At 70.7% G+C, this 24,852-nt stretch carries 25 protein-coding genes and 1 other RNA gene; 1 reads left to right on the forward strand and 25 read right to left on the reverse strand.

All coding sequences use genetic code 11. From position 1 onward, the window contains the following. Window positions 1-3: 3 nt before the first annotated feature. Complete coding sequence (gene mnmA / locus ACOQPP_RS11255; protein WP_419166908.1) at window positions 4-1,146, forward strand: tRNA 2-thiouridine(34) synthase MnmA; 1,143 nt, start codon at window positions 4-6, stop codon at window positions 1,144-1,146. Here the strand turns inward: mnmA and dnaJ are convergent. From dnaJ to ACOQPP_RS11380, 25 genes are all read right to left on the reverse strand, one after another. Beyond that, window positions 1,100-2,200 carry a molecular chaperone DnaJ gene (gene dnaJ / locus ACOQPP_RS11260; protein WP_419166907.1) on the reverse strand — a complete coding sequence of 367 codons (1,101 nt, stop codon included), beginning with the start codon at window positions 2,198-2,200 and terminating at the stop codon, window positions 1,100-1,102. The two genes, mnmA and dnaJ, sit on opposite strands and share 47 nt — an antisense overlap. Window positions 2,201-2,204: 4 nt before the next feature. Next, window positions 2,205-2,813 (reverse strand): nucleotide exchange factor GrpE, encoded by a 609-nt coding sequence (locus ACOQPP_RS11265; protein ID WP_420636540.1) that lies wholly within the window; start codon window positions 2,811-2,813, stop codon window positions 2,205-2,207. Between the two features lie 29 nt (window positions 2,814-2,842). Beyond that, window positions 2,843-3,349 (reverse strand): CinA family protein, encoded by a 507-nt coding sequence (locus ACOQPP_RS11270; protein ID WP_420636541.1) that lies wholly within the window; start codon window positions 3,347-3,349, stop codon window positions 2,843-2,845. Continuing rightward, window positions 3,330-4,061, reverse strand: a complete 732-nt coding sequence (pgsA, locus tag ACOQPP_RS11275; RefSeq protein WP_420636580.1) for a CDP-diacylglycerol--glycerol-3-phosphate 3-phosphatidyltransferase — start codon at window positions 4,059-4,061, stop codon at window positions 3,330-3,332. Before pgsA ends, ACOQPP_RS11270 begins: the two co-directional genes overlap by 20 nt. Next, on the reverse strand, window positions 3,956-4,306 hold the full coding sequence (locus tag ACOQPP_RS11280) for a hypothetical protein (RefSeq protein ID WP_419167182.1): 351 nt from the start codon (window positions 4,304-4,306) through the stop codon (window positions 3,956-3,958). The genes pgsA and ACOQPP_RS11280 overlap by 106 nt, the downstream gene beginning before the upstream one ends. 7 nt (window positions 4,307-4,313) lie before the next feature. Beyond that, complete coding sequence (gene recR, locus ACOQPP_RS11285; protein ID WP_419166904.1) at window positions 4,314-4,901, reverse strand: recombination mediator RecR; 588 nt, start codon at window positions 4,899-4,901, stop codon at window positions 4,314-4,316. After that, window positions 4,898-5,233 carry a YbaB/EbfC family nucleoid-associated protein gene (locus ACOQPP_RS11290; protein WP_419166903.1) on the reverse strand — a complete coding sequence of 112 codons (336 nt, stop codon included), beginning with the start codon at window positions 5,231-5,233 and terminating at the stop codon, window positions 4,898-4,900. Before ACOQPP_RS11290 ends, recR begins: the two co-directional genes overlap by 4 nt. A gap of 5 nt (window positions 5,234-5,238) precedes the next feature. After that, window positions 5,239-6,981 (reverse strand): DNA polymerase III subunit gamma/tau, encoded by a 1,743-nt coding sequence (gene dnaX, locus ACOQPP_RS11295; protein ID WP_420636542.1) that lies wholly within the window; start codon window positions 6,979-6,981, stop codon window positions 5,239-5,241. Then, an RNA gene (ffs, locus tag ACOQPP_RS11300) (signal recognition particle sRNA small type) lies at window positions 6,982-7,077 on the reverse strand. A 42-nt stretch (window positions 7,078-7,119) separates the two neighbouring features. Next, on the reverse strand, window positions 7,120-7,617 hold the full coding sequence (locus tag ACOQPP_RS11305; RefSeq protein ID WP_419166901.1) for a YraN family protein: 498 nt from the start codon (window positions 7,615-7,617) through the stop codon (window positions 7,120-7,122). Then, window positions 7,502-8,545 carry a 3-deoxy-7-phosphoheptulonate synthase gene (gene aroF, locus ACOQPP_RS11310; RefSeq protein ID WP_419166900.1) on the reverse strand — a complete coding sequence of 348 codons (1,044 nt, stop codon included), beginning with the start codon at window positions 8,543-8,545 and terminating at the stop codon, window positions 7,502-7,504. The genes ACOQPP_RS11305 and aroF overlap by 116 nt, the downstream gene beginning before the upstream one ends. An 80-nt stretch (window positions 8,546-8,625) precedes the next feature. After that, window positions 8,626-9,423 carry an MBL fold metallo-hydrolase gene (locus ACOQPP_RS11315; protein WP_419166899.1) on the reverse strand — a complete coding sequence of 266 codons (798 nt, stop codon included), beginning with the start codon at window positions 9,421-9,423 and terminating at the stop codon, window positions 8,626-8,628. Next, window positions 9,420-12,938 carry a chromosome segregation protein SMC gene (gene smc / locus ACOQPP_RS11320; protein ID WP_419166898.1) on the reverse strand — a complete coding sequence of 1,173 codons (3,519 nt, stop codon included), beginning with the start codon at window positions 12,936-12,938 and terminating at the stop codon, window positions 9,420-9,422. Before smc ends, ACOQPP_RS11315 begins: the two co-directional genes overlap by 4 nt. Before the next feature lie 4 nt (window positions 12,939-12,942). Beyond that, a complete protein-coding gene (locus ACOQPP_RS11325; RefSeq protein ID WP_420636543.1) occupies window positions 12,943-14,475 on the reverse strand; it encodes an SPOR domain-containing protein in 1,533 nt (510 codons plus the stop codon). After that, complete coding sequence (locus ACOQPP_RS11330; protein ID WP_419166896.1) at window positions 14,472-16,085, reverse strand: SPOR domain-containing protein; 1,614 nt, start codon at window positions 16,083-16,085, stop codon at window positions 14,472-14,474. Before ACOQPP_RS11330 ends, ACOQPP_RS11325 begins: the two co-directional genes overlap by 4 nt. A gap of 136 nt (window positions 16,086-16,221) precedes the next feature. Continuing rightward, a complete protein-coding gene (rsfS, locus tag ACOQPP_RS11335; protein ID WP_419166895.1) occupies window positions 16,222-16,611 on the reverse strand; it encodes a ribosome silencing factor in 390 nt (129 codons plus the stop codon). Window positions 16,612-16,630: 19 nt separating this feature from the next. Further along, window positions 16,631-17,080: a 50S ribosomal protein L9 gene (rplI, locus tag ACOQPP_RS11340; protein WP_419166894.1), complete on the reverse strand. Its 450-nt coding sequence runs from the start codon at window positions 17,078-17,080 to the stop codon at window positions 16,631-16,633. 37 nt (window positions 17,081-17,117) lie between these two features. Continuing rightward, window positions 17,118-17,993 carry a DUF2232 domain-containing protein gene (locus ACOQPP_RS11345; protein ID WP_420636544.1) on the reverse strand — a complete coding sequence of 292 codons (876 nt, stop codon included), beginning with the start codon at window positions 17,991-17,993 and terminating at the stop codon, window positions 17,118-17,120. A gap of 69 nt (window positions 17,994-18,062) precedes the next feature. After that, the gene (gene rpsR / locus ACOQPP_RS11350) at window positions 18,063-18,281 is read right to left on the reverse strand and encodes a 30S ribosomal protein S18 (protein WP_419166892.1); all 219 of its coding nucleotides are present in this window, start codon (window positions 18,279-18,281) and stop codon (window positions 18,063-18,065) included. Then, the gene (gene rpsF, locus ACOQPP_RS11355; RefSeq protein ID WP_420636545.1) at window positions 18,282-18,935 is read right to left on the reverse strand and encodes a 30S ribosomal protein S6; all 654 of its coding nucleotides are present in this window, start codon (window positions 18,933-18,935) and stop codon (window positions 18,282-18,284) included. A gap of 212 nt (window positions 18,936-19,147) precedes the next feature. Continuing rightward, the gene (locus ACOQPP_RS11360) at window positions 19,148-21,283 is read right to left on the reverse strand and encodes a sodium-translocating pyrophosphatase (RefSeq protein WP_419166890.1); all 2,136 of its coding nucleotides are present in this window, start codon (window positions 21,281-21,283) and stop codon (window positions 19,148-19,150) included. Between the two features lie 39 nt (window positions 21,284-21,322). Beyond that, complete coding sequence (gene pth / locus ACOQPP_RS11365) at window positions 21,323-21,895, reverse strand: aminoacyl-tRNA hydrolase (RefSeq protein WP_419166889.1); 573 nt, start codon at window positions 21,893-21,895, stop codon at window positions 21,323-21,325. 21 nt (window positions 21,896-21,916) lie between these two features. Continuing rightward, window positions 21,917-22,555, reverse strand: a complete 639-nt coding sequence (locus ACOQPP_RS11370; protein WP_419166888.1) for a 50S ribosomal protein L25/general stress protein Ctc — start codon at window positions 22,553-22,555, stop codon at window positions 21,917-21,919. Between the two features lie 43 nt (window positions 22,556-22,598). Next, window positions 22,599-23,564: a ribose-phosphate diphosphokinase gene (locus tag ACOQPP_RS11375; protein WP_419166887.1), complete on the reverse strand. Its 966-nt coding sequence runs from the start codon at window positions 23,562-23,564 to the stop codon at window positions 22,599-22,601. 196 nt (window positions 23,565-23,760) lie between these two features. Further along, entirely contained in the window at window positions 23,761-24,828 is a 1,068-nt protein-coding gene (locus ACOQPP_RS11380; protein WP_419166886.1) for a mechanosensitive ion channel family protein, read from the reverse strand. Between the last annotated feature and the right edge of the window lie 24 nt (window positions 24,829-24,852).

Raw genomic sequence — 24,852 nt, forward strand, 5'->3', positions numbered from 1 at the left:
CGCATGATCGCGCTATCCCGCCTCGGCCGCTTCCAGGACTCCGTGCTCGTCGCCATGTCCGGCGGCGTGGATTCGTCCCTCACCGCGGCGCTGCTTACGCGCGAGGGCCGCCCGGTCATCGGCGTGACGATGAAGACGTTCTGCTACTCCGGCGTCGAGGGGCCGAGCCGCACCTGCTGCGGTCTGGACGGGATCGCCGACGCCAAGTCCGTCGCGGCGCAGCTCGACATGCCGCACCACGTCTTCGATGTGGAGGAGGACTTCACGCGGGACGTGATCGACGACTTCGTCTCCGAGTACGCCGCGGGGCGGACGCCGATCCCCTGCGTGCGCTGCAACAGCTTCACGAAGTTCCGCGACCTCCTGCGGCGGGCGGACGGGCTGGGCTGCCGTTGGCTGGCCACGGGGCACTATGCGCGCGTTGTCGGACCCGGGGCCGGACGGCCGGAACTCCACCGCGGCGCGGACGACCGCAAGGACCAGACCTACTTCCTGTGGGGGATGCCCCGGCGGGCCCTTGACCGCCTTCTGCTACCGGTGGGAGACCTCACGAAGCCGCAGGTGCGCGCCGAGGCGCGGCGGCTCGGTCTCGACACGGCGGACAAGCCGGAGTCGTTCGAGATCTGCTTCGTCCCCGACAACGACTACGCCGGGGTGCTGCGCCGCTACCTGCCCGACGACCACCCCGCCCTCTCACCGGGCGCGATCCGGCTCGAAGACGGCTCCGAGGCCGGCCGTCACCCCGGCTACGCGCACTACACCGTGGGCCAGCGCAAGGGGCTCCCGGGGGGCTTCGCCGAGCCGATGTTCGTGCTCGAGATCCGGCCATCGTCGCGCGACGTGGTCATCGGGCCGCGGATGTCTCTGGCGCGTTCGCGCGTCGTCGCGGGAGGCGTGAACTGGCTCGCCGACCGCCCCGCCGGCGGCGAGCGGATCGGCGTACGCATCCGGCACGGGGCACCGATCGTCGACGCGGACGTGCTCGAAGCGACGTCGACGGGCTTCTCGCTGGATTTGCCGACGCCGCAGGCGGCGATCACCCCGGGCCAGAGCGCCGTGCTCTACCGCAGCGACCTCGTCCTCGGAGGCGGCATCATCGTCAGTGCGGGAGGCCCTCCTGCTTCGCGAGTTCCTGGACGGTCCTGAGGCCCTCGGTGGTGAGGTCGGGGGTCTCCACCACGACCTTGACGACCTGATCGCCGCGGTTCTCGCCCCGCCGGAGTCCCTGGCCGCGGATGCGGAACGCGGTGCCGCTCTGTGTACCGGGCGGTATCCTCAGCACGACCTTGTTCCCGTCGATCGTCCTCACCTTGATCTTCGAGCCGAGAATCGCCTGCGCGACGTTGATCGGCACCTCGCAGGCGAGATCCAGCCCGTCGCGTGTGAAGAACCGGTCCGGCTCCACCTGGAACTTGATGATGAGGTCGCCGGGCGGGCCGCCGCGCGGACCGCGCTCGCCCTGGCCCGACAGACGCACGCGCGAACCCGTCTCGACGCCCGTCGGCACCTTGACGCTCAGCTTCCTGCGCGTACTCACCTGCCCGCGGCCCGAGCAACTGGAGCACGGGGTCTCGGGCACCATGCCCCGCCCCACGCACACGGGACAGGGGCGGGTGACGGAGAACCCGCCCTGCCCGAAGGTGACCTCCCCCTTCCCCCCGCACTCGGAGCAGCGATCCAGTGACGTACCGGGGGCCGCGCCGTTGCCGTCGCACGTCGCGCATTCCTCGCTGATCGGGACGGTGACCGAGACCCTGCCGCCGCGCGCCGCGGTACGCAGGGGGATCGTGACCAGGTACTCGACGTTGCGGCCCCGCTTGGGCCCCTCCTGCTCCGGCTTCGCCTTCTTCCCGAAGTCGAAGATGGAAGAGAAGATCCCGCCGATCCCGCCCAGGTCGGAAAGGTCCTCGAACTTGAAGCCGCCCGCACCCCCCGGCGCGCCCCCCGCCGGGGCCGGGCCGAACGGGCCGAGGCCGCCGTACTTGCGGACCCGATCGTACTTCCGGCGCTTGTCGGGATCCGACAGGACGCCATGCGCCTCGGAGACCTCCTTGAACTTCTCCGTCGAGGCCGGATCCCCCGCGTTCGCGTCGGGATGGTGCTTCTTGGCGAGCGAGCGGTAGGCCTTCCGGATCTCGTCCGCGCTCGCGTTCTCGGCCACCCCGAGAATCTTGTAATAGTCCTTCGCCTGCGTCGACATCGGCTCAGGTATCTTCTTCGTCGTGACGGAAGACCGTGACGCGGGCCGGGCGGAGCAGCCGGTCGCCAAGGCGATATCCGACGAGGACGACGTGCGACACGAGTTCATCCTGCTCCGCGTCGTCCGTCGGCGTCATCATGAGCGCGTCGTGGAGGGTCGGATCGAAGCGCTCTCCCGCCGGGTTCACCTGCTCCACCCCGTGGTCCGCCAGAACCTTGGCGAACTTGCGCGCCACGAGTCCGATCCCCTCGTGCAGCGTCTCCCTCGTCGCGCCATCGATCGGTGTTTCGGCCACGCGCTGCAGGTCGTCCATGACCTCGAGCAGCGTGCTCGCCAGCCCCGCGCGGGCGCCCTCTCCGGCTTCGCCCAGTTCCCGCCGCGTCCGGCGCCGGAAGTTGTCGAACTCGGCCGCGAGCCGGAGATGGCGGTCGTGGAGCGCGGCGAGTTCGTCGGCGGGGTCGCCCTCCTCCCGGGCCCTGGGCGCAGCCACCTCATCGATGTGCCCGGGCGTTTCCACGCCCTCCGCATCCCCGGCCGCGGCGTCCGAGGTGTCCGGGCCGGCCTCCGCCGGCTCCTCGCTCGTCGTATCCTGACTCTTGTCCCGCTTGACCATCGACTATCCTCGCAAGATCTGGCTAACGGTCAGTCTCCCGGTACACGCGAACGCAGCCAACGCATCGCCTCCTCGGCGGCGGCTTCGCGGATCTCCTCCCGGGTGCCCTGGAAGTGGTGACACCGGACGGCGCGCGAAGGACCGTCGAGGGCGATCCACACCGTGCCCACGGGCTTCTCGGCGGTCCCGCCCGATGGTCCGGCGATCCCGGTGACGGCGAGGGACCAGGTACTGTCCCCCGCACGCCGGGCTCCGGCCGCCATCTCCCGGGCCACGGCCTTCGACACGGCGCCGTGCCGGCGGAGCGAGGCTTCCGATACGCCGAGAAGCGCCCGTTTGGCGGCGTCATCGTAGCTTATCAGCCCGCCCCGGAACACCTTCGAGGCGCCCGGCACGGCGGTGAGCGCCGCCCCGATGAGCCCCCCCGTGCAACTCTCGGCCAGCACCAGCGTGTGGCCCTTCCGGTCGAGGCGCCCGATGAGCGCGGCCGCCACGTCGAACAGCGCGGAGCCGTCGTTACGAATGGCGCCCCGCAATTACGCGCGAGAAGGTCGCCACGTACGTAACGGCCGAAATCAGCGTGAGGACGACCGCGACCGTGAGGAAGACCGTGGTGCACCAGCCGTGGAAGGCGGAGAACCAGCGCCAGGCCTGGCCGGATGGCGCGGCGAATCCCGGCGTCAGGAAGGCCACCCAGAGGATCGCCGAGGCGATGAAGATGTTCTGCGCGAGCGTCTTTCTCTTCCCCAGGCGCAGCGCCGCGACGACCCGGCCGCGCCGCGCCGCGAGGAAGCGGAGAAAGGTGATAAGGAGTTCGCGCCCGAGGAGCACGATGACGACCCAGAGCGGGATGACGTCGACCAGGGGGAGAGATCCCGTTCCCGACTGGCCGAGGTTGATGCTGTAGACCGGGAGCAGCGCCGCGACGAGCAGCAGCTTGTCGGCCAGGGGATCGACGATCTTCCCGAACGACGTGACCTGCCCGCGCCTTCTCGCCAGATGCCCGTCCCAGAGGTCCGAGAGGGCGGCGACGATGAACAGGGCGAAGGCGATGATCCGCGGCAGCGGGCGGGGCTGCAGGAGCAGCGCGGTCACCACCGGCGCCGCGAGGATCCTCGCCGAGGTGATGGCGTTCGGGAGATTCAGGATGGTTCTCCGCTTCCGACGAATCCATCGCCCTCGAGCGCGCCCTCGAGACGGCTGAGGATGGCGGAGGCCCGCTTCCGAAGCAGGGGGCGCTCCTCCCAGGCCAGGTAGTCGCGAAGCAGGGGCAGGTCGTCGACCGATGGGTGTGACTTGAGATAGCCGAGCGCCGCCAGACGCCGGAGCGGATGCGGGCTGAACAGTTCCCGCCGGTGTCGTCGCATCTGGTCGCGCGCCAGGTATATCCCGAGGCCGACCGCGGCGGCGGCGCCGAGGAGGGCGGTCGCGGCGATCTTCCACGCCGTCGAGGTGTCGCGCTCGGGGTCTCTGTACTCGATCCGGGTCGTCATCGTACCTCTACATGTCCCGCCGGCCGGCGAAGGCCTCGGCGATGGTTACCCCGTCGGCGTACTCGAGGTCGCCCCCCACCGGGAGTCCCCGCGCGAGACGGGTGACCCGCACGTCGGCGGCCGACGACAGCAGGCGCTGCAGATACGTCGCCGTCGCCTCTCCCTCCACGCTCGCGTTCGTCGCGATGATCACCTCCCGCACCGAGTCTCCGAGCCGCCGAAGCAGGGCACGGATGTTGAGATCCTCGGGCCCCACCCCGTCGAGCGGGGACAACCGCCCGCCCAGTACATGATACAGTCCGCCGAAGTTCCCGGAATTCTCGATCGCCGGGATGTCCGAGGCCTCCTCGACGACGCACAGGAGCGCCGGGTCGCGTCGCGGACTGCGGCACACCTCGCAGGGATCCATGTCGCTCAGATTGGCGCACGCGCCGCACACGCGCACCTCCGCGGCCACCCGGTCGACGGCGCGCGCCAGCCGCCTCGCATCGTCCCTGGACCCCTTGAGGAGATGATAGGTGAGCCGCTGCGCGGTCTTGCGGCCGATCCCGGGCAGGCGCGCGAACTCGCCGACGAGGGCCTCGATCGCGTTCACGGCCCGCCGAGCAGATTGCCGAGCCCCCCGAGGGGGAGGCCGCCGGCGGCCTTGCGCATCTCCCGTTCCAGCCGCTCACGGGCCCGCCGCTGCACCTCCGAAGCCGCAGCGACGATGAGGTCCTCGAGCATTTCCACTTCCTCCGGATCGACGACGGCGGGGTCGATGGAGACGCCCTTGATGTTCCCCTTCCCGTCCGCGGTGACCTCGACCATCCCGCCGCCCGAGGCCGCGACCATCGTCTCACGTTCGAGCTTCTCCTGCATCTCGGCCACCCGGGCCTGCATCTGCTGGCTGAGCTGCATCATCTGCTGCAGGTTTATTCCTTCCACGACGGCTACTCCTTCAAGGTGAGATCAAGCGCCTTCACGGCTTCTCTGAGGTGCGGATTCCCGTCCATCAGCCCTTCCGCCCTGCTCAGGGCGGCTTCCCGGGCCGTCATCCTCCCGCCTTCGTTGTTGACGATCTCGACTTCGAGCCGCTCCCGTCCGAGGCGATTCGCGAGGTTCCTGCGCAGCGGATCGGATCGCCGTCTGTCCGCGAGCAGCGTCTCGAGGTCGCCCCGCAACCCGGACGGCACGCGGAGGGTGAGGAGATCGTCGACGAGCCCCTGCACCTCGGCGCCCCTGAGGGAGATCGCGGAGCCCCCGAGGCCGCGCGTTTCGGCGACGGCGCTCGCCCACGCGTCACGCAACCGGGCCGGAGCCTGCGTGGCGGGCGCGGCCTCCGCCGCAGGCTTCGGCGCCCGGGGCTCCGGCGCCCGGGGCTCCGGCGCCGCAGGCTTCGGGGAGGCGCCGTCGGGTCGCGGAGCCGGCCTTCCACGGCGGGGGCTCGGGGAAGAAGGACGTGGAGAACTCGGCTTCGGCGAAGGCGGACGCGGGGCGGGGTCCTCCTCCAACCCTCCTCCCAGGGCCGCCAGGAGCTCCTCGAGTTCCACCGTGGACTCCATGCGGACGAGGCGCAGGAGCAGCACCTCGAGCTGGATCCGCGGCTGAGAGGACCGCTGCAGGGCGCCGGACGCCTCGAAGTCGCCGAGCGCCGTGAGCATCCTGAGGAGATCCGCGGGGACCACGGCGGCGGCCGCCGCGAGGAAGCGTTGCCGCGACTCCGGGAGTAGTTCGACGGAATCGGCTTCGGGATCGAGCCGCAGGACGAGGAGCGTGCGCAGCGCGTCGCCCAACCCGCGCAGGAACTCCGCCGGGTCGTGTCCGTCGTCGAGCAGCGTCTGGACGAAGGAGAACACCCGCGCCCGGTCGCGCTGCGCCGCGATATCGAAGAACTCGAGGTATCGGTCCTCGTCCACGAGCCCGAGCATGCGCCGCACGTCGGCCAGTTCGACCGCGTCGCCGCGGAACGAGAGTACCTGGTCGAGCGACGACAGCGCATCGCGCACCCCCCCTTCCGCCCGGCGGGCGATCGCCCGCAGCGCTCCGGGCTCCGCCGGAATGCCCTCGTGCTCGAGGACCGTTTCGAGTCGTCCGGTGATGTCCCCGACGGAGACGCGCCGGAAGTCGAACCTCTGACAGCGCGACATGACGGGGGCCGCCCCGCGCTCGATCTTCTGCGGTTCCGTGGTGGCGAAGGCGAAGATGACCCGCGGCGGCGGCTCCTCCAGGATCTTGAGGAGCGCGTTCCACGCGTCGCGCGTGAGCATGTGCGCCTCGTCGAGGATGTAGACCTTGTAGCGGTCCTCGCTCGTGGGCGCGTACGCGGCCCGGCGCCGCAGGTCGCGCGCGTCCTCGACGCCGCGATGGCTGGCCGCATCGATCTCCACCACGTCGAGGGAGGCGCCGCCGGACCAGATCCGCTCGCAGGACTCGCACACGCCGCACGGTTCACCCGCCGCCTGTTCGGGGCAGTTGAGCGCCATGGCGAGGACCCGGGCGCTCGTCGTCTTGCCGACGCCGCGGGGGCCGCAGAAGAGATACGCGTGGCCGACCCGGCCGGACCCGACCGCGGCCGTGAGCGTAGGCCCGATGTGGTCCTGGCCGATCAGATCGGCGAAGCGACGGGGCCGGTAGGTTCTGGCAAGCGCGGTGCGGTACACGGGCTCGTGGGTGGTGTGGGCCGTCCGGATCATGGACCCCAGGCGGGCCGTGGCGACCGTCACACGCTTACCGCTGCTACCTTCACGGTCCTGACGGGGTTCACGCGCTTCGGCCCCACGGGCCTGGGGCACGGGTATCTTATCCGCCCGCCGCGACAGCGGCCAGAAAAATCAGACGGCGTCCTCTCCGTAGAAGGCGTCGGGGATGTGCTTGATTCGGCAGCCGCCACCGCGTTCGAGCTCGACCGCCACGACGTCGAACCGGAATTCGGCGCCGACGCCCGGGTGCCGGCGCAGCCAGGCCCCCGCCGCGTGGCGGATCCTCCTGCGTTGCGCGGGCGCCAGGGCCTCGGAGGGCGGCTGGACCCCCGTTCGGCGCGTCTTCACCTCCACGAAGGCCACCGTATCGCCGGTACGGGCCACCAGGTCGATCTCCAGACGCCCGGCCCGCCAGTTGCGGTCGAGGATGTCGTATCCCTCGGCCGCGAGATACCGGGCCGCGAGCCGCTCGCCGAGATCGCCGGTCGTCCGGGTCGGGACGCGGCCGGCCCGCTCAGCCGTGGGCCGAGACCACGGCCCGGGCGATGCGGCGACCGATCGCGCCCGCGACGGCGTGCAGTTCGACCATGAGGGCGTCGAACTGATCCAGGTTGAGCGACTGCTGCCCATCCGAGGCGGCGGAGGCCGGATCGGGATGCACCTCGAGGATGAGCGCATCCGCGCCCGCGGCCACGGCCGCCCGCGACATGGGGCCGACCTTCGCGCGGGCACCCGTCCCGTGGCTCGGATCGGCCACGATCGGCAGATGCGACAGTTCCTGGATCGTGACCACCGCCGTGAGGTCGAACAGGTTCCGGGCGTGCGTGTCGAAGTTCCGCACGCCCCGCTCACACAGCATCACGCGCGGCTCGCCCTCGGCGACGATGTATTCCGCCGCCAGCAGCAGTTCCTTGATCGTCGCCGCCATGCCCCGCTTGAGGAGCACCGGCTTGCCCGCCCGGCCCGCGGCGCGGAGGAGCGAATAGTTCTGCATGCTGCGGGCGCCGATCTGGATGATGTCGGCGTATTCGGCCACGAGACCCATGCTGTCGGTGTCCAGCGCCTCGGTGACGATGGCGAGCCCGGTCTCCTCGCGAGCCCGGGCGAGCAGCCGCAACCCCTCCTCGCCCAGTCCCTGGAACGAGTAGGGCGAGGTCCGCGGCTTGAACGCTCCGCCGCGCAGCACGGTCGCCCCGGCCGCCCCCACCCGGTGCGCGCACTCGAGGATCTGTTCGCGCGACTCGACCGAGCACGGACCCGCCATGATGACGACATCCTCGCCCCCGATCTTCACCCCGTTGTCGAGTTCGACGACGGTGTCCTCGGGGCACCACTCCCGGCTCACCTGCTTGTACGGCTGCGAGACGTGGATGATGCGCAGGACGCCGTCGAGCCCGACGAGGCGGCTCTCCTGGACGCGTCCGTCGTTGCCGACGAGCCCGACGGTCGTGCGCTGGGCGCCCGGCATCGGGCGCGCGCGATACCCCATGTCCTCTATGGCGCGGACCACGTCGCCGATCTGTCCGGACGTGGCGCCGTGCCTCATGACCACCAGCATGGGTCCCCCCCCGTGCGTGGGCGATGTCCCGGCCGGCCCGGATGGGCCGGATCCGGCAGGAGCAGGATAGTCGGCCTGCCTCAACCGTTCGTCAACGTGACCCGAAGTCCCTCCCGCGCCAGGATGACGTCGCCGGCATACCCCGCCTCCGCCACCAGACGGGCGACATCGCACCGCATCCGAAAGTCGGGGTACATGTGCGTGAGCACGAGGAGACGCGGCCGCGCGGCGGCCGCCACGGCCGCGACGCGGCGGGGCGAGAGGTGGTTGTCGGAGGCGTCCGCGTCGTCCAGCGAACACTCGCACACCAGAGCGCCGACCCCGCGCATGAACGGTCCCAGCTCCGTGGAGGGGCCCGTATCGCCGCTGTAGCCGAAGCTGGACGCCGCGCCGTCGAGCCGCCACGCGACGCTCTCCTCGGTGTGCGGCGTGCTGTGGGCTTCGAGCAGCGGCCCGCCGTCCAGGGCACGGGGTTTGCCGGGCGCCACTTCCTCGATCCGCAGGGGGAAGCCCGGATCGAGGACGAAGTCGCCGTACGCGTCCGCGAGCCGCTCCAGGAAGCGCCGCGTGCCGCTCGGCCCCGATATCGTGAGCGGACGCGCCCGGGGCCTCTCCAGGCCGTGTCGGAACGCGAACAAGAGACCGGGGAGAGCGCCGACGTGATCCGCGTGGAAATGGGAGATGACGAGGTCCGTGAGACCGCCCCAGGGCAGCCCGAGCCGCGCGAGCGCCTGCACGGCCCCGGGACCGCAGTCGAACAGGACGCGCGCGCGATCCATGGACACCCAGTAGGCGGAGCCCGCCCGGTCTCCCTCGGGCACCACCGTACCGCAGCCGGCGACGATGAGTTCGTCGGCCGAAACCCCGCGGGCGGTCACGCCACCTGTGGAGCCGAGTCGAATTCCACGCCGACGATGGACGATACGCCCGCCTCCTCCATCGTCACGCCGTAAATCCAGTCGGAGTTCTCGATCGTGAGCGGGTTGTGGGTAATGACGATGAACTGGGTCTCCCGCTTGAACTCCTTCAACATCCGGACGAAGCGAAGGATGTTGGTCTCGTCCAGGGGAGCGTCGACCTCGTCGAGGAGACAGAACGGACTCGGCTTCGCGAGATAGATCGCGAACAGCAGGGCCAGCGCGGTGAGGGCGCGCTCGCCGCCCGACAGGAGGTGGATGCGCTGTGTCCTCTTCCCTCGCGGGCTGGCCGAGATCTCGATCGGTGAATCGAGCGGGTCCTCGGGGTCCTCGAACCAGACGTCGCACTCGCCGCCCTCGAACAGCGAAACGAACGTGCGGTGGAAATTCGCGCGCACGGCCTCGAACGTCTCGGAGAGGGCGGCGGACGCCTCCCGGTTGATCCGGCGGATGGAGGTGCGCAGATCGTCGCGCGCACCGGTGAGGTCGTCGCGCTGGCCGGTGAGAAACTCGAGGCGCGCCCGCTCTTCCTCGTATTCCTGCTGGGCGAGCAGGTTCACGGGGCCGAGACGCGCGATCGAACGCCGCACCCGTTCGAGTTCCGCCTCCCATTCGTCGGGTTCCGCGTCGTCGACCGGCGAGACGCGGCCGCGAAGTTCCGCGAGCGGCGCGTCCCACTCCGCCTCCAGGCGTCCGCGGACGGACGACTCCGCCGCTTCGAGTTGCGTGATCTCCAGGTCGAGCCGGTGCCGGGCCTCGACACGCTCCCGCTCCAACCGGCGCGCCTCCCTCAGCTCCGAGTCGAGGCGCTCCAGAAGCTCCCTCCCCTCCGCGATCCGTCCTTCGATCCCGGCCAGCTCCGCCTCACGCTGTGCCCGGATCTCCAGGCCCTGCCCTATGGATGCCTCCGCTTCCTCCGACAGACGCTCGCTCTCGGCGATGAGTGCGTGGAGGCGCGTCTCGTCGCGTGCCAGCGCGCGCTGGCGCTCCTCCGCGTCGGCCAGGTTCTCGGCGACGCGTGCAGCGGCTGCGCGCCGGTTCTCCACGTCCGCCTCCCTGCGAGCCTGCTCCAGCTGCGCACGGTGCAGGTCGGCCCTCCCGGCCTCCGCCGCCTCTCGGGCCTCCCGGGCAGTGTCGGACGCGGCGCTCCAGGCGGACTCCGACCGGGACGCGAGCCGCTCCAGTTCCTGCCCCCGCGTCTCGCCGGTCGCCGAGCGCGCCAATTCGTCGTCGCCGAACGCCTCGAGTTGCTCGATGCGCCCAGTGAGTTCGCGGCGTTCGCGGTCGAGCCGCTTCAGGCGGGCTTCCGCGGACGCCCGGTCGGCTTCGGCCTCCCGCCGCGCGGACTCCGCCTCCGAAACCGCCGTCCGGGAGCCATCGACCCGCTCCCGGGCCTGCGCCACCTCGGATTCCAACCGCTGCACGGTCTCCGTCGACCGAGCCCGCGTGCGCTCCAGCCCGGCGACCTCCTCGCGCAGGGCCAGGAGTTCGGCCCGTCGACTCAGGACGCCCTCGCCTCCCGTACCGCACCCCAGGTACACGGCGCCCCGCGGATCCTGATGCCGGCCATGGGCGTCGACCCACGGGTGGGGCCGGGGGGCGAGTTCGCCGTCGTCCGCGATCCCGACGCCCGAGAGGAGCGCGGTCACCCAGACGGCGCCGGCCCCCTTCGCCTTCACCCTGTCCAGAAGCGGCGCGTCCACCGCGGCGGGGACCGACAGGGGGCCGGGCTCGAGCGGAAGCACGAGGACACCTTCTTCCGCGCCGCTCCGCTCGAGCCACGCCTCGACGGCGCGCACGGTCGACCAATCGCGGACGACGACGCCGTGGAGGCAGGGGCCGAGGTGGGCCTCGACGGCGGCTGCCCAGGGAGCGGGCGCTTCCATGAACTCCGACAGCACTCCGTGCAGGCCCGGGATCTCCGCCCGGTCCTCGAGCAGTCCGGCCACGACCTCCGGTAGCAGGGCGCTCGATCCGACGAGCGACCCCAGACTCGAAGCCCGTGCGCTGGCCGTGGCAAGCCGCCCCTCGAGGGCCGCCTGCGCCTCGCGGGCGCGGCGCAGCGCCTCCTCGGCCGCGGCGGCGGCGTCCTGCGCCGCCTGCAGACCGTCTCTCACGCTCCTCGCGCGTTCCGCCAGCCCGGATTCGAGTTCCGCCGCCTTCGCGGCCTGTCCCCGGAGTTCGCGCTCCTGACCGGCGAGCGAGTCGAGCGCCGGTCGGTGGCGTTCCAGTTCCTCGCTCCGGTCGCGCGCCCTGGCCTCGGTAACGCTCAGCTCCAGCCTCCAGCGCTCAGCCTCGCGCCGCGCCTGCTCCACGGCCCCCCGGGCGGCATCGCGCCCGGAGGCGGCGGCGCGCGCCTCGGCGGCCAGCGTATCGGCCTCCTCTCGGAGTTCGGCCTCGATCCGGCTCCCTTCCGCGGCGAGGGCCAGCGCCGCCTCGAGTGCGGCTTCGGCTTCCGCACGCCCGGCGACGAGATCCGCCCGCCGGCGTTCCAGGCGTCGCGTTTCGGCACCGGCGGCGGAGAGTCGGTCGCGCGCGTTCGTGATGCGCTCCTGCGCCAGGAGCAGGGCGCGCTCCTGCTCCTCGAGAGCGCGTCGGGCCTCCTCGACCCGGCGGGCCAGCCCGGCCCGTTCCCGCTCCCGCTCCGCGTGCCGGATCCGGAGCGTCTCCGCCCGGGTCTCCGTCGTCCGGATGTCCACCTGCCCGGGCGGCGTTTCCCGTACGAGGCCCTCGCGTTCGGCCCGGGCCTCGGTCAGCCGCCGTCCGGTCCGTTCGAGGCGTGCGCCGGCCACCGCAACCTCGAGCTGAAGGAGCCGATCCCGAAGTCTCGCGTGACGTTCGGCGCGGCCGCGCTGCTGGGCCAGCGATCGCACCTTCGATCCGACCTCGATAAGGACGTCGTCGAGGCGCTCCAGGTCGCTCTCCGCCTGCTCAAGTTGCCGTGTCGCGATCCGGCGCCGGTCCTTGTAGCGTCCAACGCCGGCCGCCTCCTCGAACAGCCCCCGCCGTTCCTCGGCGCGGTCGGAGAGAATCGCGTCGATCATCCGCCCTTCGATGAGCGCGTAGGCGTTCGCGCCGAGGCCGGTGTCGCGGCACAGATCGAGGATGTCCTTCAGTCGGCAGGGCGCGCCGTTCAGGGTGTACTCGCTCTCACCCCCGCGGTACACCGTGCGGCCGATCGCCACTTCCGCGTAGGACACGGGCAGGGCCCCATCCTCGTTGGAGAGTTCCAGCAGGACCTCCGCCCGATTGATCGGCTTGCGTACCTCCGTCCCGCCGAAGATCGCCTCCTCCATGCGGGAGCCGCGGATCGCCGTCGGGCGCTGCTCTCCGAGGACCCAGCGCAGCGCATCGCAGATGTTCGACTTTCCGCAGCCGTTGGGGCCCACGACGGCGGTGACCCCGTCGTGAAGCTCGATCCGCGTCCGGTCGGCGAACGACTTGAATCCGCGCAGCGTCAGGGCCTTGATCTTCACGCGCTCACGAGGTCGAGGGCGTTTCGTCACCGCGTCGAGGCACCAGCGTCGCGGCTTCGCCCGCGGCCTCGAGGATCCCGGCCATGGGCAGGGCGGCCTGCTCATCCTCGTAGGCTCCCCCGTAGACGCGAAAAACGGCGCGTCCCTCGAGGGGGGTTGCGAGGCTGTATGCCGGGATACCGCTCGACGAGAGTTCGGCGATTCGGGCCTCCGCAGCGGCCCGTTCGGCGAACAATCCCAGATCGTACGCGAGCCGGGTGGGACGAAGCTGCCACAGATTCGCCTCCCCCGACGCCTCAGCCCGCACTAGCGCGTCCAGCAGGGCCGCGGCCTCGGCTTCGCTCCCGAGCGCCCCCGCAAAGACCCGGTGATAGAGGACATCGTCGACCGGCGTCGGCGCGGCGAAGAAAAGCGAGCCCGGCGACGCCGCGCGGAGTTCGGCGATTCGGCTCTCCGCGTCGGCCGGATCTCTGTGGCTCCCCATGAGGACGGAGAACGGCCGCTCGGCCGCTCCGTCGAACGCGAGCCCGGCGCTGGCCGCGTCGAACGCGGCCGGCGAATCGGGCGGCGTCCCCGGAGAAGCGTCCGGCAGCGTGTCGGCCCGCTCCGCGCCCGCTTCCGGTTCCGCCGCTTCCGTCGTTTCTTCCGCCGTCTCTTCTGCCGCCTCTTCGGCTGTCTCCAGCGGCGCGGGCTCGGGCACCGCGACGGACTCCGGCACCGGGGCGGAGGCGTCGGGTGCCCCTACCATGGAACGCAACCGGGTGAGGAGGCCCTCGACGGGCTCCGGGTTTCGGTACAGCCACCAGCCACCCAGGAGGAGGGCGGCCACGACGAGCAGCCAGACCACGGACCGAGCGCGCAAACGGCGCCGGGGGGGGACGGGATCCGCCGGCGATGTCTCCGGCCCGAACGGTGCGGCCTCCCGGTCCGGCTCCTCGGCGGCCCCTTCGTCCGCCCCGGAGCGTTCGTCCACGGCCGCCGTCTCGTCCTCCGGGCTGGCCGCCCCCGCGTCGGCCGCTTCGTACCGCACGCGACCGTAGTAGGCGAACTCGGCGGAATCGGCGCGGCGGACATCCCCCAGCGCGACGTACCCGTCGAGATGGCTGCCGAGGTCCGGCGCAAGCGGCGTCCGCTCGGAGACGACGAGGAAGAGCGTCCCCTCGCGCTCCCGGACGCGGTCGAGGAAGGTCGTGAACCTGTCGTCCAGGAGTAACTCGGCGACCTCCTCCGGATCCCTGCCCGCCGGGAGGTACAGGTAGGGGCAGTCGGGCCGCTGCACGGCCACTTCGGTGAGGCGCGCACGGCCGGCGAAGAAAGCGGACCAGCCTTCCGACTCGAGGCCCCCCGCGAGTTCGTCGAGCGGGTTCGGCCCGGGTTCGGTACTCAGGACCAGCGTGTGTTCGCGGCGGCGCCCGATCGCGGTCGCAATCGCGTCCACAACGGTGGTGCTTCTCTCCCTCTCCGCACTCTCGTGCACGAGGGCCACGATGCGCGCGTCACCCGGGAGATCCCAGGAGAAAGAGTCCGACTCCGTCAAGGCTGCCTCCGGTTCACCTGATCGTCTGATTCCTCGTGGATCCACGCGTCGATTCCACGCTCCCGGCGAAGCTCCCGCGCGACCGCCTCGGCATCCGGGCGCGACGCGTAGGGGCCTACCAGAAGCCGGTACCACATGTCGTTCGCCTCGTCCAGCCGCCGCAGCACGTGCGTCGAATATCCCGACCCGTCGAGCAGTTGCCGCATCCTCCCGAGGCTCGTCAGCTGCCGCGATGAAATCGTGACCGCATAGAAGCCGCCGGGCAGTTCGGGCTCGGCGGGCGGGTCGGACACGGCGGTGGGTCCGGCCGGCGCTTCGGCCTCCAGCGCCACGGCGGCGCGGCCGGGAGGGGTGCTCAGCGTCAGGAGCCCGATGCGGCCGGGGGCGGGCGGGAGGCTGTCGGCGAGCGCCTCGAGGGCCTCCTCCGCGTCTCCGATCGTGTCGTCGGCCGCCACGGCGACCGTCGTGACCGGGAGGCGGGGTCCCCACCGGAACGGGAGCCATACGGCATCGACGGGACCGTCCACGGTCTCGAGTTCCCCCGTCGCCGGAGCGAGGAACCCGAGCCCGCCTCCGGTCGACAACAGAATGCCCCCGCCGGGCAGCGCGAGGGGAAGATCGGGCCGCCATTCGCCGGGGATCGCCTCCAGGCGGGTCTCGCCGACCCTGGCCGCCCACGCGCGCACGCCATCGAAGGCGACGAGGCGGTCGCCCGCGATGCCGGGGCGCAGCGCCTCGATGGGAGCCTCGACGCTCGACGATCCGACCTCGCGCCAGTCGTATCGGTCGATGGTCACGAACCGCGCGCGGTCGGCGGAAGCAGCGAACACGCGGTGCCGGGACGGTGACGTCGCCAGGGCGGCCGGCCGCCCGGCGAGCCCGACAGCCGCGACCGGCTCCAGTCCGGGAATCGACCAGGCGGTCAAGCCGCCGCCGTCCTCGGACGCGGTCACGACCTGCCCGCCCCAGCCCGTGAGCACGGCCGGTCCGCGCGCGCTGACGGCCCGCGTCGCCACGGGCTCGGCCTCGCCGGACTCCCACACGGCGAGTTGGGGCCCCTCCTCCGCCTCGACCAGCGCGACGACCCGTCCACCTGCGGCCGGCGCCGCCCAGAGGACGTCGCCCTCGGCCGTGACCTCGGCCGTGCTCGCCGCCGTGAGGGCCAGGATACGACCGCGCCCCACGAAGGCGCCGCCCGACACCGAGGGGATCCACCGCGCGTCCGGGGACGCGTCGGGGAGCGGGTTGATGGTCTCCGTGGGAGAGGTGGCATAGAGACGGAGCCGCGACCCGCTACGCAGCACGGCCGCCGACCCCAGCGAATGGGCCGCGGTGACGCGCCCCAGAGCCAGACGACCGGTCCAGCGGACCGTGGACGGATCCGCGACCGATCGAAACTGCGCCACCCCGCCCCGGTTCGGGATGACGAGGAGCCCGTAGCGCGGCAACGAAGAGCCGGATACGAGGGGCGTCCCTTCGAGGGGTTCGGGCTCGTCGGCCGGAGGGCTTCCGCACGCGAGGGACGCGCACAGGGTGATGGGGAGAGCCGCCCGAACTCGCGCCACGCGAGCGACGAAGCGAGAGGAAGAAAGTCCCAATGAACTCGTCACATCAGCCACATCCACCGGCCCGCCGTGGGGGTTCGATCATAAGCTAGCGGAACCCCGAAAAGCACCGCAAGAAAAGGCTGGCGGGCGGACGCCGGCGGGCGGCCGACGGCAACCGGGAACGGCAACCGGGAACGGCTCACTCCAGTTCGAACCGGGGGGCGTCGCCCCACAGGCGCTCCAACTGATAGAACTCCCGGACCTCGTTCAGGAAGACGTGGACGATGAGACCGACGTAGTCCATCAGGACCCACCGTCCCTTGCTCATCCCTTCCACGCCCACGGGGCGGAAACCGTCCTCCCGCGCCCGGTCGAGGATATTCTCGCTGATCGCGCGTGCGTGCGTGTCCGAGTCGCCGGTCGCGATCACGAAGAAGTCGGTGACGTCCGACAGCCCGCGCAGATCGAGGATGGTCGGGACGCGCGCGTTCCTCTCCAGCGCCGCCTCCGCCACGCTGCGCAACTCGTGGGAGGGATCGCCCCGCTCCGCGAGCCGGCGCCACACTTCGTCCAGGGGGAGTGCGCTCATGCTGTGCGGCCGGCGGTCGTCATTCCTCCGCGATGACCCACACCTTGAGCGTGGGCTCCACCTCCGCGTGGATACGGAGGGGGACGTCGTAGACGCCGAGGTCCTTGATCGGCTCGTCGAGGACGACCGCCCGGCGCTCCACCGGGACGTCCGCTTTCTCCAGTTCATCGGCGATGTCCGCGGCCGTGACCGACCCGAACAGACGCCCCCCGTCGCCGGCTCGTCGGGTGAAGGTCACCGAACGGCCTTCGAGTTCGCCCGCCAGTTGCGTGGCCGCCTCGCGGTCCCGCACGGCCGACTGCTCGATCTGACGCCGCTCCTCCTCGAACCGACGTCGGTTGCCCTCCGTGGCGGCGAGCGCGATCCCCTGCGGTATCAGGTAGTTGCGCGCATATCCCGGCCGAACGTTCACGAGTTCGCCCGCGTGGCCGAGGTCGGCGACATCTCTTCTCAGGATGACTTCCAGCATCGATTCCCTCCATTCGAACCCGCCGGCGCGCGCGGGTTCACTTTTCTCCTGTTTCCACCCCCAGCCGCGACCGGAGGTCCAGCCAGGTATCGCTGACGCCCACGACGAGGGCCGTCCCGATCGTCACGGGATAGAGGGCCAGCGCGGCGATCGCCCACACGGCGATCACCCAGCCCGAGCTTATCACCGCAGCCCCCACCCACACGAGGACCGCGGCGCCCCGAAGCAGGTACAGGCCGCCCATGACCGTCACCACGTTGCCCCCCGCGCGGTGGGCCCAATCCCCCGCGGGGAGGACGAGGAGCGCCAGCCCCAGGATGAGCACCCAGACCAGGTGCGTACTGAACCGAAAGTGCCGCAGCGGTGGCAACGCGGCCTCCTCTCCCCGGATCCGGCCGAGAAGGTACACGCAGAGCGCCAGCGCCGAGACCGAAGCGAGCACGAGCATGGCCGGGTACACGGCTTCCCACAGACCGACGAACTGCCGTACCGCCGCGTCCACCACGGGACCGCCGAAGGCCCGGGAGTCGTACATCGCGAGGACCCTGTCGAACTGCCCGGAGACGTGCCGGTCGAGCGCCGCCGGCAGGTCGGGCCGCAGCGCTCCCATGGCGCCGACGGTGCCTCCCGCGATGGCGACCCCCATCAGCGACCGATCGAGGATGGGTCGCCCCGGTGCCAGCGTCGTGCTGATGGCGAACCCGCCCGCGAGCAGGACGGCCCAGCCCCGTTCGATGTACCACAGCGGCGTCGCCTCCCCGAACCCCGCCGCGGCTCCCGCGAGCAGGAGCAGCGCCAGAACGGCCGTTCCGGTCTGCGGCGGCTCGAATGCGAGGATCGCGACGGCCGTCGGGACGCCGACGATGGCCATGAGTCCGAGGGGCGACGAATTGAGGGGCGACAGCAGAATCACCAGCAGGATGAGTCCGCCCGCCCGCCAGAGGCCCCTCCGACGCTCCGTCAGCGACCGAACCCCCGTCGGCTAGTCGTAGTAGCCCCGGATATACGGCAGCAGCGCGAGGTACCTCGCCCGCTTGATCGCCGTCGCCACCTGCCGCTGGTGCCGCGCGCACGTCCCGGTCGCGCGCCGTGGCAGGATCTTGCCGCGATCCGAGATGTAGCGGTCCAGCCCGCGGTCATCCTTGTAGTCCACGCGGGCAATCCGGCCCTCGCAGAATCGGCACGCCTTTCGAAAGGCCATCTAGTCCTCCTTCGTCTCGGCGTCGGCGTCCGCGGCCGGTGCCTCGGGGCTCGCGTCCTCCTCGGCGGCGGCTTCTTCCGCGGAGTCCTCGTCTTCGGAGTCCTCGTCTTCGGAGTCCTCTGCTTCGGGAGCCTCTTCCCGGGAGCCCTCGTCCTCGGGCGCCTCTGCTTCGGCGTCCTCTGATTCCGAGTCCTCTGCTTGGGAGTCCTCTGCTTGGGAGTCCTCTGCTTCCGAGTCCTCGGGAACCTCCTCCTCAGCGGCCTCCGCCGCAGGGGCTTCCTGGTCCTCGGGGGTTTCCGCCGATTCCGCGGGATCCGCGGGCCCGTCCGCGGACTCCTCCGGAGGTTCCTCGGGAGCGGGGAGTGGACGCTCGGAGATCACGATCAGATAGCGGAGCACGTCGTCCTCGAGCTTCAGCGCGCGCTCCAGGTCCGTGAGCGGAGCCGGGTCCGAGGTGAACTGAACGACCACGTAGTAGCCGTTCTTCTGCTTCCGGATCGGGTAGGCGAGCTGCCGCTTGCCCCAGTGGCTCGACGCCGTGATCTCGCCCAATCCATCTCCGGCGATGATGGCGCGGTAGCGCTCGAGCTTCGCCTCGATCTCCTCGGAGGTCAGGCTCGAACGAAAGATGTACACGATCTCGTAATCGCGCATCGACTGGCTCCTTCGGTCTCATCGGCCCCGACGCGCGGTCGGAGCAGGAGTCATTTTGCACGTCGCTTTGCTGTCCCGCCGGCGCCCGGCGGGTGCTTCCTCGTGCCCCCCCGCTCGGGAAACGGAAGGCCTGCGGAAGCTAGGTCCCGCGGCCTCGCTGTCAAGGAGGCCGCGGGACGCCGCGGGGCTCGCGTCGGGGGCGACCCCGGCGGCTAGAAGAACCCGAACGCCTGCAGCGCGGCGCCCAGCGCCGCCAGGGCCGGCCCGACGCTCTCGGCGGTGGCCGCCGCCAACCCATGCACCTCCACGAACCACGGCGCGAGGACGAGCGACACCACGCTCATCAGCTTCACGACGATGTTCATCGACGGTCCGGACGTGTCCTTGAAGGGATCGCCCACGGTGTCGCCGACCACGGCCGCCTTGTGCGGGTCCGAGCCCTTCCCGCCGTGCGCCCCCGTCTCGATGTACTTCTTCGCGTTGTCCCACGCCCCGCCGGAGTTGGCCATGAAGAGCGCCAGCAGCACGCCGGTCACGGTCGCGCCGGCCAGCGCGCCGCCGAGCGCCTCGACCCCGAGGAAGCGTCCGACGACGATCGGCACGATGATCGCCACCAGGCCCGGCACGATCATCTCCCGCAGCGCGGCCCGGGTGGAGATGTCGACGCAGCGCGCCGAATCGGGCCTCGCCGTGCCCTCCATGATCCCCGGGATCTCACGGAACTGGCGTCGCACCTCCGCCACCATGCCGGCGGCCGCCCGGCCCACCGCCGTCATCGTGAGCGCGGCGATGAAGAATGGCGTCACACCGCCGATGAAGAGCCCCATGACGACGACCGGATCGACGAGGTTGATCCCGGTCTCGCGCAGGCCCACTGCATTGGCGTACGCGGAGAAGAGGGCCAGCGCCGTCAGGGCGGCGGAGCCGACCGCGAACCCCTTGCCGATCGCCGCCGTCGTGTTGCCGAGGGCGTCGAGCGAGTCGGTGATGGAACGGACCTCCGGGCCCAACTCGGCCATCTCCGAGATCCCGCCCGCGTTGTCCGCCACCGGTCCGTATGCGTCGACCGACATCGTCACGCCGACCGTGGCCAGCATGCCGACCGCGGCGATCCCGATTCCGTACAGACCGGCGAAGTTGAACGCGAGGAAGATGGCGGCCGAGATCAGCAGCATGGGGATCGCGGTGGATTCCATGCCGACCGCGAGACCGGTGATGATGTTCGTCGCGGAACCCGTCTCGGAGGCCTCCGCGATCTTCCGGATCGGCCCCTCCGCTGTGTAGTACTCGGTCACGAGTCCGATCGCGATGCCGACCAGCGACCCGAACAGCATGGCCCAGAACGGCCCCGCGTTCGCGTGGATGAAGATCCACTTGCCCTCTGCCGAGGCGTCGAACAACTGGAGGTTGACGGTGATCGCGTAGGCCACGACCCAGAACACCACCGCGCCGACGATCGGCGCCCACCGCAGCGCGGCGGCCGGACTCATCCTCTCGAGTACCCGGATGGCGAGGATACCGATGGCACTCGCGAGGAAGCCCGCCATGATGTAGAGGATCGGAAGCGCCACGGCGGCGAGCCGCGCCTCGTCGAGGATCAACGAACTCGTCACGCCGATGACGATGGTCGCGATCACCGAGCCCACGTAGGACTCGAAGATGTCCGCGCCCATGCCCGCCACGTCCCCCACGTTGTCGCCCACGTTGTCGGCGATCGTGGCGGGATTGCGGGGGTCGTCCTCGGGGATGCCGGCCTCGACCTTGCCCACGAGGTCCGCGCCGACGTCGGCCGCCTTCGTGTAGATGCCTCCGCCGACGCGCGCGAAGAGGGCGATCGACGAGGCGCCCATCGCGAACCCGGAGATGATCTCGCCGAAGGGCCGGAAACCGGTGGCCTGCGGATCGTAGATCGTGATGACGGCGCCGATCCCGAGCAGACCGAGCGCCGCCACGGCCGTGCCCATCACGGCGCCGCCGGAGAAGGCGACGCGCAGCGCCTTGGCCTGGCCCTCCGAGCGCGCCGCTTCCGAGGTCCTCACGTTGGCCGAGGTCGCGGCCTGCATGCCGAAGAACCCGGCCATGATCGAGCAGGCGGCACCCAGCCCGTAGGCCACCGCCGTCCGCGCGCCCACCAGCCAGAAGAGGAGGGCGGCGACGACCACGATGAAGGGCAGGAGCACGGTGTATTCGCGCCTCAGGAAAGCCATCGCCCCCGAGTGGATCGCCTCCGCCAACTCGGCCATCCTCTCGGTCCCGACGGGCTGGCTCCTCACGTACATGAAGAGCGCGAAGGAGAAGAAGAGCCCGATCACTCCGAGCCAGATCGCGAATTCGATAAATTCGACCACGTTGGTCTCGCTCCTTGTTCTGAGCGGTTATGTGAGCGGTTATGTGAGCGGTTGGTTGAAGCGGTTCATCGTCGCTTCGACGCCATGTTCGAGCCACTGCTCCACCGCCTCCGCGGCCCGCGGGAAGGCGCCCAGAGCAGCTTCCTCCTCCGCCCGCGGCATGCGTGCCAGCACCCAGGCGGCCAGGTCGATCCGGTCGTCCGCCGGCCGCCCGACGCCCAGCCGCAGGCGAGGGTAGCCGTCGTGGCCGAGCGCCGCCGAGAGCGACGTGAGCCCGTTATGGCCGCCCGGCGAACCGCTCCGCCGCACGCGAAAGCGCCCCACCGGCAGTGCGACGTCGTCGACGAGGACGAGCATGTCCGCCCCCGGGTCGAACCGTCGCGTGGAGAGGAGCGCCGCCAGGGCCGCGCCGCTCCGGTTCATGTACGTCAACGGCTTGTGGATCTCGACCCCCGGGCGCCCAGCCGCCCCGGTCCACGCCGTGCTTCCATCCACGCGAAACCGGCCGCCACCCCAGCGCCGGACGAGCCGATCCGCGAGCCACCAGCCCACGTTGTGCCGGGTATCCCGGTATTCGCCCCCCGGATTACCCAGCGCCAGAACCAGCCGCACCGGTCTCGCGCCCGATCGGCGCTAGCCCTCGGCTTCCTCCTCGGCTTCGGCTTCTTCCTCCGCGGCCTCCTCGACTTCCTCTTCCTCCTCCACTTCCTCGATGGCCGGCGGCACGATGGTGCAGACCGTCTCATCCATATCGCCGAGAACCGTGACCTCACCGGCGTCCACGTCCGAGACGTGGATCGCGTCTCCGATGTCGAGGTCCGAGATGTCGATGTCGAACCCGGACGGAATCTCACCGGGCAGACATTCGACCTCCATCTCGTGCCGGTGCTGCTGCAGGATCCCGCCCATCTCCATCCCGGCCGCGGTTCCGACCAGATGGAGCGGAATCTGCACGCGGATCTTCACATCCGAGCGGATCTCGAAGAAGTCGACGTGCAGCAACTCGGGCCGGAACGGGTGGCGCTGAATCTCGCGGATCAGCACCGGACGGGCCTTCCCGCCGTCCACCTCGAGGTCGATGACCGTCGTGGCCGCGTGAATCCGGCCGAGGAGTCGCGACAGTTCGTGCGTGTCCAGCGCGAGCGATTCAGCTTCCTCGCGGCGCCCGTACACGACGGCGGGCAGCCGGCCGCTCCGGCGGAGCTGCCTCGCGGCGCCCTTCCCCGATCTGGTGCGGGTCTGCGCACTCAGCCTTGCGGTTTCGTTCGTCATCTTTCTCTCGACTCGCTTCTATCGATTCAGTTCGCTTGATGCATCACTTGAACAGTTTGCTCACGGAACTGTTCGTGTGCGTGCTCTCGATCGCCTGGGCCAGCAGGCTCGCCACGGAGAGCACCGTCAGGTTGGGGAGTGCTTCCTGCACCCCGGGGCCGAGCGGCACCGTGTCCGTCACCGTGATTTCTTCGACGTCGGCGCCGGCGAGGCGCTCCAGCGCCGGTCCCGAGAAGAGCGGGTGCGTGGCGAGGATGTAGATGTCCAGCGCCCCCCGTTCCTTGAGGACTTCGATCGCCGACACCATCGTGCCGGCGGTGTCGATCATGTCGTCGGGGACGATGCAGTGCTTCCCCTCGACGTCGCCCACGATGCTCGAGACCTCCGCCTCGTTGGGGGCCGGACGCCGCTTGTCGATGATCGCGAGTTCCCCGCCGAGCCGGCGCGCGTAGCCTCTCGCCATCTTCGCCGCGCTCACGTCCGTGGCGACGACGACCAGGTTATTCAGCTTCTTCATCTCGTAGTAGCGGCGGAACACCGGGGCCGCGTAGAGGTGGTCCACCGGGATGTCGAAGAAGCCCTGGATCTGGTGCTGGTGGAAGTCGATGGAGAGGACCCGGTCGGCACCGGCGGCCGTCATCAGGTTCCCGAGGAGCTTCGCCGCGATCGACACGCGCGGCTGGTCCTTGCGGTCGGAGCGTCCGTAGCCGTAGTAGGGCACGACCGCCGTGACTCGCGCCGCCGACGCCCGCTTCGCCGCGTCGATCAGGATCAGGAGTTCGAGCAGGTTCTCGGCGGGCGGGTTCGTGGGCTGGATCAGAAAGACGTCGCGCCCGCGTACGTTCTCGTCGATGCGGACAAAAATCTCCCCGTCCGCGAAGCGCTTGATCGTGACGTCACACAGCCGCTCCCCGAGCACGTCCGCGATCCCCCGCGCGAGGGCGGGGTTCGCCGTGCCCGAAAGCAGCATGATCGGACTCGTATGGAACGAGAAGTCCATGGTGTCCATGCGTGTCGGCCTGGCTCGCTGGTCTGGTTCCGGCTCGCTCGCGTCCGCGCGGACGTGGAGGTCCTGCCGGAAAGAGGAAAAACATGTGGGTCCCGAACCCGTGCGCCGCGGGGCCTCACACCCCGGCGACAGCCGCCTAGACTACCGGCGGACGCGTGTTTCTGTCAACGAGATCGCACGGGGCGCGCCCGGGCCGCTATTCCCCGGCCGACGCGTCCGCGGCGGGGATCGTGTACACGACCCGCGTCGGATAGGCGAACGCCACGCCGTGCCGCTCGAACCGTTCGTGGAGGGCGAGCAGTATCGCCTGCTTCGCATCCATGAAACGGTCGTACTCGGGGACGGTCATATGGAAGATCGCCTCGAACTCGACGGCCGACTCCCCGAAGCCGGAGAGGTGGCAGCGATCGAAACGCGCCTCCGCCTGCGTCCCGACGACCTCCTCGATCCAGGCCGGGATCCGCGCCAGAAGTTCGCGCGGCGTGTCGTAGGTGACCCCGACCTTCAGCACCCCGCGCCGGTCCGCCATCCGTCCGAGGTTCCGGATCCGGGTGTTGATCACGTCGCTGTTTCCGACGATGAGCTGCTCGCCCCCCAGGCTCCGGAGCCGGGTCGTCTTGAGGCCGATGCGCTCCACGGTCCCCATGTAGTCGCCGACGACGAGGAAGTCGCCGATGACGAAGGGTTTGTCGAGGATGATGGAGAGCGACGCGAGCAGGTCTCCGAGGACGTTCTGGGCCGCGAGGGCGACGGCGATGCCGCCGATCCCGAGACCCGCGAGGAGGGCCGCGACCTCGACCCCGAGGTTGTCCAGGATGAGGAGCAGGACGACGGACCACACTCCGAGCCGGCCCACGAACGAGAGGGCGCTCACCAGGGTCACGGCCTCCGCGTCCTCGCCCGCCGTGTGGTCCACGAAGCGCGTGACCCAGAAGGCGATCGCGGCGTTCGCCCACATGCCGCCCTGGACGACGATGGCGATCGCGGCGGCGCGCCGGATGACGAGCGCCACCGTGGCGTCGAGTTCGAGCGCCAGCGAGGCGGCGAAGAGCGCCACGAAGAGGATGAGGCCGAACTTCGTCTCGCCGAGCACGTCGGCGACGAGGTCGTCGATCGAGGTCTGCGTGCCGCGGGCGAAGCGGACGAAGCCCCGCAGCGCGTAGCGTTCCAGGGCCCACAGCCCCAGCGTCGTCGCCGCGTAGATGCCGGCGGCGATCAGCCACTCGCCAAGGGTGTTTCCGTAGATGGTCTGGTCCAGGCCCATGCGCCGGACTCCTATGTATCAGGT

It is taken from the genome of Candidatus Palauibacter sp. (genome assembly GCF_965222475.1).
Lineage (GTDB): Bacteria > Gemmatimonadota > Gemmatimonadetes > Palauibacterales > Palauibacteraceae > Palauibacter.